This window comes from Candidatus Zixiibacteriota bacterium, assembly GCA_014728145.1.
In the GTDB taxonomy this organism is placed as follows: Bacteria; Zixibacteria; MSB-5A5; order JAABVY01; family JAABVY01; genus WJMC01.
The window spans coordinates 1-9,113 of the sequence record WJMC01000052.1 but is presented as its reverse complement, the minus strand read 5'-3'; the positions used below and the strand labels follow the sequence as shown (position 1 = coordinate 9,113).

Below are 9,113 nucleotides of genomic sequence, written 5' to 3'. Positions count from 1 at the left end.
CCAATGTCCTGAAGGGTTCATCGATAGTAAACCGGCTCAAACCTTAGCAAATAAGTAGTGATAGAATGTCAAATTTTAATTTTGATTTGGTGGAATCTTTATTTATATCGTATTTATTCCGAGAGATATAATTAGCTATGGCTCGTAAATCTATAATGGCACCCGCAAACTGCCAGAGAACTTTTTAAGGGGGATTAGACGATGCCCGCAGGTAAAAGATTTAATTCAATACTGATATTTACTCTGATCGTTTTAGTGATGATCAGCGTGTCTGTTTTGAGCGCGCGTCATCCCAATATCAACTTGTTCGATAAAAATTTTGATATGATCGATCCGATCAATGGCGAGAATCCCAACGCGCCGTTTTCGACCAGGGTTACCTGTGGCCTTTGTCATGATTACGACGCCATAACCGAGGGCTATCATTTTCAGCAGGGCTGGGATGTTATCTCGGACACTTTCGGGGTGGCGGATAATCAGCCCTGGGTATTGTCCGATGGTCGGATGGGCGGTTTCTGCCTGACATCATTTCGTCAGTTCGCCAAGAAACACAATGACACTGAAGCTGAAATCGACCTGCCGGTGTATAAATTTATCGCCAGCGCGTCCTACAATCCGGGCGATCCGACCTGCGGAGCCTGTCATCCGGGCGGAGGCGGTATGGAATTTGACCGTGAGGGTAACCGCTACGACGAACATCTGGCGGACAATCCGGAGCTGAAGGAATCCCTCGATGGCGATTATCACCAGAGCAACTGGGATCAAAGCGGTGTGATCGAAGCGGATTGTTTCCTGTGCCATATGCACGGGTACAATTTCGCGGCGCGGGTGGAACAGCTCCAGAATGAAAATTTCCAGTGGGCCACTGTGGCCGGTTCGAACCTGGGGATCGTCGATGGTTATGTAACCTACGGCGATACACCGGTGGTCAATTACAACAAACGCTATTTCAACACCGACGGCACGATTTCAATCGATGTTTCTGTCAGCCCGGATGAGAACTGCGTTTTCTGCCATGGCGCTTCCGGTGTCAAGAAGCGGGGTTTCTCCTGCAATGACGCGGTCAATCCCGATATCCATTCGGAACAGGGCATGACCTGCACCGACTGCCATCCCGCGGATATAAGCCATAACTTCGCCCGCGGACCTCATGCCCACACGGCAATCGATCCCGAAGACAGCGCTAACCTGATGCTGGGGTGCAGGGAATGTCACATGGAGGGGTACCTCGGGGCGACAGTACCTCATCACACGGAAGTCCGTCCTTCTCACTTAAAGAGAATCAGTTGTGAGGCCTGCCATATTCCCAAACTCGGTCGGGCGGCCGCGATGGGTTTTGATCTCTCCTCAGGTGAGATAACAGTGATTACCAATCCGCCTGATGCCGATGGAGTCGGCAGTCCGTCTTCATGGAAACCGACATATGTTCGTCAGAAAAACCAGGTTATCTACCCGATGAATATAATCCACACAGCTTACTGGGGTAATATAGATTCCGATGGTAATCTCTACCCGCTTTTTATGAGCGAACATGAAACCGCCTGGGAACTGTATTCCGAGCAGATTGAGGACGACAACGATGATGGTGAAGTCGAGGTCAATACTGAAGCGGAGATAATCGCAGGGCTGAATGCTTTTAAGCAAAGCCTGGCCAACAACCCCCGTTTCAACCAGGTCAACCCGGCCTATATTAAGGGTGGAAAAGCATATACGTTGGGTGAAAATGACCTGTTGATGACGCTCGAGCGGGAGGTCGAAAGCCAGACCGAATACCCGATCAGCCATAATGTCGCACCGGCAAGGATGACCCTGGGAAGCAACAACTGCCTCGAGTGCCACGGCTACGACGCCCATTTCTTCAAGGGCCAGAAAGTGGTCGATATGTACAATACCGAAGGTGAGGTTGTCACCCAGAGTATCGGTATCGGATTGGGATGCAATCCCACAGTTTTTCACATAAATACTTTCCACCAACAGATACTCAGCCCGCTGGTCAGTTTCATGATCATCCTGGTGGTCTTTTTAATCACCCTGCATTACCATCGCTATGGTCCCAAGCGGATCCGTTTCGTCTATGGTTCCGGCGAGGTCAGACGCTTCTCGTTTCTGGAACGAGGTGTGCACCTGTTCCGGTTGATTTCATTTATCCTCCTGGCATTTACGGGATTGGTCCTGGCCTTCAATCTCACCATCTGGCAGGAAATGTTCTTTAAATCACCGCAACAGATGTTAGATTATCATATCTGGGCCGGAGTGGTGTTCATCGTAACTACCATACTGGGTATAGCGATCTGGTTCAAAGATGCTATATTCGCTTCCTATGACAAGATCTGGGTGCGCCTGATCGGTGGCTACCTCGGCTACTCGGGCGAGGTGCCGGCAGGCAGATTCAATGCGGGACAGAAGATGTTCTTCTGGTACACCGCTATCTTCGGCCTGATAATGTCGGTTTCGGGGGTGATCCTGGTATTCAAGGACGCTTTCCAGCTTTCGACTATCTGTCTTGTATCGACAGTCCATAACTTCGTCGGTTTCATCCTGATCGCCGGAGTTCTGTCGCATGCTTATCTCGGCACGATCGCAAACCCGGGGACCTGGCGGGTTTTGATCGATGGTTTTGTGACCCGCGAATGGGCCCGCCATCATCACCCGATCTGGTACGAAAAAATAACTGGTAAGCCAGCAAAAAAGTCTGCGGAAAAGAAATCGGAAGATGACAAATCCGACGACTCCGAGGAGAAAAAATAGTCGCGCGACCACTTCTTTTTAATGCTTTATATAAAGGCGAAAAGAAGACCGAGATAGCCCTGTATATTTTTGGTAATCCTGTCTATTTCAACGGGTTATGGAAAGAAATACTTGACATCAGTTTGAGCCCGTTTTAAGTTAGTAATCACTAACTAACATGATGGATGTGGATACGATAAAAGGTGATCGAAAACATCAGATTATAGCTGAAGCAACCCGTCTTTTCAGCCTGGAGGGATACGACCGGGTTTCCACCCGGCAGCTGGCGGATGCCTGCCAGATCAGCGAGGCGGGTTTGTATAAGCATTTTAATTCCAAGGCTGAGATTTACGATGCTGTGCTGGACAGTTTACCTGCCAGGTTGCAGTGTGACGCGCTTTTCGAACAGCTCTCTGATGTCGATGATCTCGAGCAGATATTGATGATGACTGCGGAGTTCCTGATCAGATTTTTGACTGATAATGTCGATCTGTACAGATTGCTGTTGTTCTCGGCTTTGAGCGGTCATGAAAAGGCAAAAAATATCAGTAGCGAGATACGCGGAAGATTCATCAATTTCATAACTGAACACCTTAAGCGGTTGAGACAGCAGGCGCAGGTAGTAGACACCGATCCGAAGATAACAGCCAGATGTTTTATCGGCATGATCATGGATTGTGCCATGGGGATAAATCTTTTGGAGTCCGGTGTTGGCGAGCGGATAGAACCCTCGCATGCGATCGCCAATAATATCCCGATATATGTTCGCGGTTTGATAAATAAAAATGAGAAATAGTAGATGACAGCAGAAACAAAATCAGACAGAAGGGAGGTCAATTCAGAATGACAAAAAGCCACAAGATGACTGCCAGGTTGCTGGTTACAGCGACCTGCCTGCTACTGGCGGCTATGCTGTATGCCGGTGAGCAGACTCTGGCAGATCAGTCGGACGGCAAGATGTACGTTGGCAATGAAATGTGCCTGGAGTGCCATGACGATGTCGGCGAAAACTTCGACATGACTTCGCATGGAACACTGCTTTCAGGTTCAGCCAAGTATGGTGAGCGTTCCTGCGAGGCCTGTCACGGTCCCGGATCGGTGCATGTAGACGAGATGGATCCGGCCTCGATCATCAACCCGGCCAGGCTGGGAGATGACAACCAGGTCGATCCCTGTCTTGAATGCCATGGTGGCAGTAAGTACTACAACTGGGAGTTTTCACCGCATGCCACCGAAGACATGACCTGTTCGGACTGCCATCAGGTTCACAAACCCGCTGGCCAGAGCATGAAAAAGCCGATGCCGGAACTCTGTTACGATTGTCACAGCGATGTCCGCGCCGCTTTTTACATGCCTTCGCATCACCCGGTCGAAGAGGGCAAGATGAGCTGTATGGACTGCCATCAGATCCATGGTTCGGAAGCCTCTTTCGCCATGATCGATGATGACGGCCGTCAGCAGTGTTTTGCCTGTCATGTCGACAAGGAAGGTCCTTTCCTGTTTGAGCATGAACCGGTTAACGAGGACTGCGGTGTCTGTCACCAGCCTCATGGATCGGTCGCCAACGGTCTTCTGACCCAGGCTGAACCGGCGCTCTGCCTGAACTGTCATTCGATGCATTTTCATGCCACCATACCCGGTGTCGACAGCACGAACCTGGAAGCCCCGCAACAGCCGGGACGTTTCTTTGATTCTTCGCATGATGGTTTCAAACAGGGCATGTTGACCAAATGTACACAGTGTCACACCCAGATTCACGGCTCCGACCTGCCGGCACAGTCGATTTCCGGCCAGGGCGGGCAGATGACAAGATAGGGAGGTAAAATGCACAAAACGATACTTAAGCTGTTCGCTCTGTACTTCGTTTTCAGCCTCCTGATCGGAATCTGTTCGGTCTACGCCGAGGCGGAGTACAGCTACAATTTATGGGTGGGCGGACGCTATTCCGACTTCAATGACTACGCCAAAAAAGTCAGGGAATACAACCATATTTACAGCGACGCTTATCCGGAAGGACGGTTTCAACTGTTTGGAAGGGGTTCTGATTTTCTCATGAACTTCGACGGGTACTTTTATGACAACAAGAACGCCGGGGCCATGTTCGATCTTCAGTATCAGAACAGGCTTTCGATCGAGGTTGACTACAAGCTCTTCCGGCGCCAGTTGCAAACCGACTTTCTCGACAATATCAATGCACGCGAGGAACTGGCTGACGGCAGTATGGGCGGAAAGATGATGACTCATGAGGACCTCAGCCCGGGAGTCGACTACAATTATGATCGTCATCGGATCACCACCCAGGTGTCGGCTCTGATCTCAGAGAAGAACAACGTGCGTATCAATGCCGGACATCGTTTCTGGATGGACAAAGGCGATGAGCAGAAGGTCTCTTCGACGCATTGCTTCAGCTGTCACCTGACCTCGAAATCGGTTGAGATCGATCGTTCGGTCAACCAGTTCAATATCGGCCTCTCGGCAGAACCGGGCCCGGTCGGGCTGAGCTATGATTTTGTGTTCAGCCAGTTCAGCTCCAATGCCGAATCACCCTCGGTCTTTTACGATGAGGCCAAGCATCCGGTCAAAGGCGATAAAATCGACGAGTTTGGTTCACGGGTGATCTTCGACAGCACCCAGGTCGATTTCTCGGTCTACCCGGATGTCCAGAAAATCGGAAATACCCTGCGCTTTTACACCCGTTCTCCAAAGTACAGGTTGAGCGGTTCTGCCAGTTATTTCCAGACCAAAAACAGCTATGAAAATGAAAACTCGTTTATCGGTCCGGTCGACGATCGCAAGGCGACTACGCTGGGAGGTACGCTGAACTTCAGCATGCCCCTGACTCCGATCTGGAGCGTGATCGTCAGAACCGGCCTTTCCAATACCGATGCAGAGGATTTCGAAATCGATCTTCCTCTCTGGCGTTACAACCAGGAGACCGACCAGCCCCGTACGGGTGGCGGACAGGATTTCGATTATATCCGTTATTCCTCCCTCGATCGGATGGAGGGTGAGGCCAGCGTGGAGTTCATCTACCGGCCGATGAACAGGTTGAAGGTATCGGCCCTGGGCGGTTACGATTACACCAAGCGCTATGACTATCCTACCAAGGACAACGATGCCGTGACCAATAAATATTATGGTCAGGCCAAGTTGCGTTACCGCCACGGGCTCGATTATTCAGCTACCATCAAGTACCGCCTGGAAGCCATCAAGGATCCGTTTACCAGCTATCGGGGATTGTTCGAAGCTGTCGGTCATGACGAGCTTCTGCCTCTTCCCAACAACGGCCTGGTGTACTACTTCCAGCGCGAGGAGCTGAAATACCAGGATGTCACTTCTCTGCCGACTACAAAGCATATCTTCGATTTCAAGGGAGATGTCCGTTTGCAGAAAGGTGTCAGCCTGCATGGAGGCTTGAAGTTCACCTATGATAAAAACGATGATCTCGACAGCCTGGATGTGGAGCATTCATCGCTTCAACCCAACCTCAATCTCAATATCATGCCTCAGAATCAGTGGCTCGTAACGATGGGATACACATACAGTATGCATAAATCACGCGGGCCGATCACTGTGGCGATGTTCGATGGATGAGCGGGTCATATATTTAACAGTCCCGGTGGGACTGGTGGAATAGAACATTACGGATCGCTTTACGCCATGAGCGATTACGAGAGCAAATCACACAGCCTGTACGGCAGTGTGACGTTTATGCCGACCCCCCTGCTCAGCCTCTCACTCCAGGGCAACTACACCCAGAGCGATGCCGCCCTGGAACCGGTCAATATGCCCACCCCTGATGAGGCGATCGAACATCTCGATTATACCTTCGGCGATATGCACAACTACTCCGACCTGGAGTACAAGCTGGCCGAAATCGGCCTGGGTCTCAATTACAAGGTCTCGACCGGGATCGAATGGTACAGCGAGGGCTGGTACTACGACTTAACCGATGAGCTCGGTTATGTCTACGGTGATGAAACCGGTTCTCTGTTTGTAATCCGTTCCGGAGTCAAGATCGGTCTCGACCAGGTCATGAACAAGTAGGCATTCTGCCGCACTTATACATACGCCGCCTGTTTTAAGCAGGCGGCGTTTTTTAATATCTATTTTTCTGTTGAAACGCGTAAAATGATGCATCAGATTTGCAATAAATTAATTGAAAATCTGTTCCAAACTGTTATCTTAAATGACTGCAACTGCCAGTAAAGGAGACTGCCATGATTATGACCACCACTAACACCGTTGACGGTTACAAAGTCGTCGATTACCTCGGAATCGTTACCGGCGAAGCAATTATGGGCGCTAACGTCTTTAAGGACGTGTTCGCCTCGATTCGCGATGTCGTCGGGGGACGCTCGGCAAGTTACGAAAAAGAACTCAACCGCGCACGGTCAATAGCTCTTCAGGAAATGCAGGCCAACGCTTCCGGTATGGGAGCTGAAGCTGTCATCGGGATAGATCTGGATTACGAAGTCATCCGCGAGGGAATGCTGATGGTGAGTGCTTCGGGTACGGCGGTGCGGTTAAGGGCCGTCTAAAATACAACGTTTTCGGCTTTTTATCTGTATAATATATGTAAGCGCGACAATTCCGCATGGGAGAGAAGATGAAAAATACCATCCTGATTTCATTTATTCTATCAATTTGCATAACGGCCTTCGGAGTTGCCTACTCACAGGCGGCTGAAGTCCACAGCCTGGTCACGGATAAGATTTCAAGCGGACAGGATTATGTCAAGGTGATCATCCGTCTCTCCGACCGCCTCAGCAAAAACGAGCTCGAAAACCGCCTCTCGCTTGCAAGCTATACTCGTCAGGCCGCCCACAGCCTGGCAGTGACATCGCTCAAACAGCACGCCCGACAGTCACAGGCCCGTCTGTTGGATTACCTGAATGGTCACAGTCAGGGCGATGGTGTCCGTTTTGTCAAATCCTACTGGCTCGACAACGTAATCCGGGCCGAAGTCAGAAGCGACCTCGTGGACGAACTGGCCGAGTTTGGCGAAATAGAAAAGATATATCCCGACCTGCCGGTTTCGATCATTGAACCGGTCGAGGATTTCCAGCCGATATCGAAAAAAGCCACTGGTGCTGGTGAAAACCTGCGTGTTATCGGTGCTGACAGCCTCTGGAAGCTCGGTTACACCGGTGAGGGTACACTTCTGGCATCGTTCGACACCGGGGTCGAAGGTGATCATCCGGCCCTGCTCTCGAATTATCGAGGCAACCGCTATCCTCACCAGCAATGCTGGTTCAATCCTGTACTCAATGACACTTTTCCGCATATCTTCGATACCTCTTATATCAGCTCTTCTTCAATCAGGTCTCACGGGACGGCGGTTCTGGGCGCGGTAGTCGGCAAGGATGACGCTACCGGGGATACAATCGGGGCGGCTTTTGGTGCGGAATGGATCGCGGCCGGGGTAACTGACATTAAAGACCAGAATTTTATTCTCGATGCTTTACAGTGGGGAGCGGATCCGGATGGTGATCCCAATACCTCCGAGGATGTGCCGGATGTGCTCTCGAATTCGTGGGGCTATACGAAGAACTACGCCGGCTGTATGGATATTTTCGACGGCTTTATCAGCAACCTCGAAGCTCTCGGTGTGGTGGTAGTCTACGCCGCCGGTAACAAGGGCCCGACTTTTCGTTCCCTGGCCAATCCCGCCATCAGGGTCCTGAGTGAATACACTGTGTTTTCAGTCGGGATGATCAACAGTGACTACGACAGTCTGCGGGTGGACAATTCTTCCTCTCGCGGTCCCTCTGATTGTGATGAGACTGCGATCAAGCCTCATGTTGTCGCGCCCGGTCGGAACGTACCGCTTACCTTCCCGCTCGAGGTGTATCCCGATGCCGGTGGCTACGGTACCGGTACAGGTACTTCATTTGCCTGCCCGCATGTAGCCGCGGCAGCTCTTCTTCTGAGGCAGGTCAATCCAAATGCACCGGTTGACTCGATAAAAAAAGCGCTGATGTATTCAGCCATCGATATCGAAGAACCGGGACCGGATTCTACTTCCGGCTATGGCGTGATTTACCTGCCCGAGGCGATGAAGCTTCTGCCGGCAAACGATCAACCCAATTTGTATGTCAAATCGGTGACCGGCCCCTCGATTAATGCAGGTGATACCGCCTCGATCGAAGTTGAACTTACAAACAGTGGTCTGGGGATTCTGGGTGTCAGCGCTGTTGTTCGCGCACGCGGTGGGGATGCTGTCGTGCTGGACTCATCAGCCGACTACGGAGCAATCGCTTTAAACGATTCAACCTCCAATTCAGGTCAGCCTTACAGGATCGCGTTCGATGACTCGATAAGCGCCGGAAGGATGGTCGTTTTCGATCTCGTCCTGAACGGGTCAGGAGGTTACCAGGATACGT

Annotated in this window: 7 protein-coding genes; all 7 read left to right on the top strand. The window is 50.9% G+C overall.

All coding sequences use genetic code 11. The features are described from left to right. The first annotated feature begins 201 nt into the window (after window positions 1-201). Complete coding sequence (locus tag GF404_02990; protein MBD3381142.1) at window positions 202-2,748, top strand: formate dehydrogenase subunit gamma; 2,547 nt, start codon at window positions 202-204, stop codon at window positions 2,746-2,748. A gap of 157 nt (window positions 2,749-2,905) precedes the next feature. Next, window positions 2,906-3,523 (top strand): TetR family transcriptional regulator, encoded by a 618-nt coding sequence (locus tag GF404_02985; protein MBD3381141.1) that lies wholly within the window; start codon window positions 2,906-2,908, stop codon window positions 3,521-3,523. Between the two features lie 47 nt (window positions 3,524-3,570). Beyond that, a complete protein-coding gene (locus GF404_02980) occupies window positions 3,571-4,542 on the top strand; it encodes a DmsE family decaheme c-type cytochrome (protein ID MBD3381140.1) in 972 nt (323 codons plus the stop codon). 9 nt (window positions 4,543-4,551) lie between these two features. Further along, the gene (locus GF404_02975; GenBank protein MBD3381139.1) at window positions 4,552-6,321 is read left to right on the top strand and encodes a hypothetical protein; all 1,770 of its coding nucleotides are present in this window, start codon (window positions 4,552-4,554) and stop codon (window positions 6,319-6,321) included. Between the two features lie 66 nt (window positions 6,322-6,387). After that, a complete protein-coding gene (locus GF404_02970) occupies window positions 6,388-6,774 on the top strand; it encodes a hypothetical protein (GenBank protein MBD3381138.1) in 387 nt (128 codons plus the stop codon). A gap of 173 nt (window positions 6,775-6,947) precedes the next feature. Then, window positions 6,948-7,268: a heavy metal-binding domain-containing protein gene (locus GF404_02965; protein ID MBD3381137.1), complete on the top strand. Its 321-nt coding sequence runs from the start codon at window positions 6,948-6,950 to the stop codon at window positions 7,266-7,268. Window positions 7,269-7,324: 56 nt separating this feature from the next. Next, on the top strand, window positions 7,325-9,113 hold a 1,789-nt coding region (locus tag GF404_02960), incomplete at its 3' end, for a S8 family serine peptidase (protein ID MBD3381136.1).

Excerpts from the sequence above, each read along its gene's own strand:
- GF404_02990 (MBD3381142.1), top strand. The coding sequence starts at position 202 with ATGCCCGCAGGTAAAAGATTTAATTCAATACTGATATTTACTCTGATC.
- GF404_02985 (MBD3381141.1), top strand. The coding sequence starts at position 2,906 with ATGATGGATGTGGATACGATAAAAGGTGATCGAAAACATCAGATTATA.
- GF404_02980 (MBD3381140.1), top strand. The coding sequence starts at position 3,571 with ATGACAAAAAGCCACAAGATGACTGCCAGGTTGCTGGTTACAGCGACC.
- GF404_02975 (MBD3381139.1), top strand. The coding sequence starts at position 4,552 with ATGCACAAAACGATACTTAAGCTGTTCGCTCTGTACTTCGTTTTCAGC.
- GF404_02970 (MBD3381138.1), top strand. The coding sequence starts at position 6,388 with ATGAGCGATTACGAGAGCAAATCACACAGCCTGTACGGCAGTGTGACG.
- GF404_02965 (MBD3381137.1), top strand. The coding sequence starts at position 6,948 with ATGATTATGACCACCACTAACACCGTTGACGGTTACAAAGTCGTCGAT.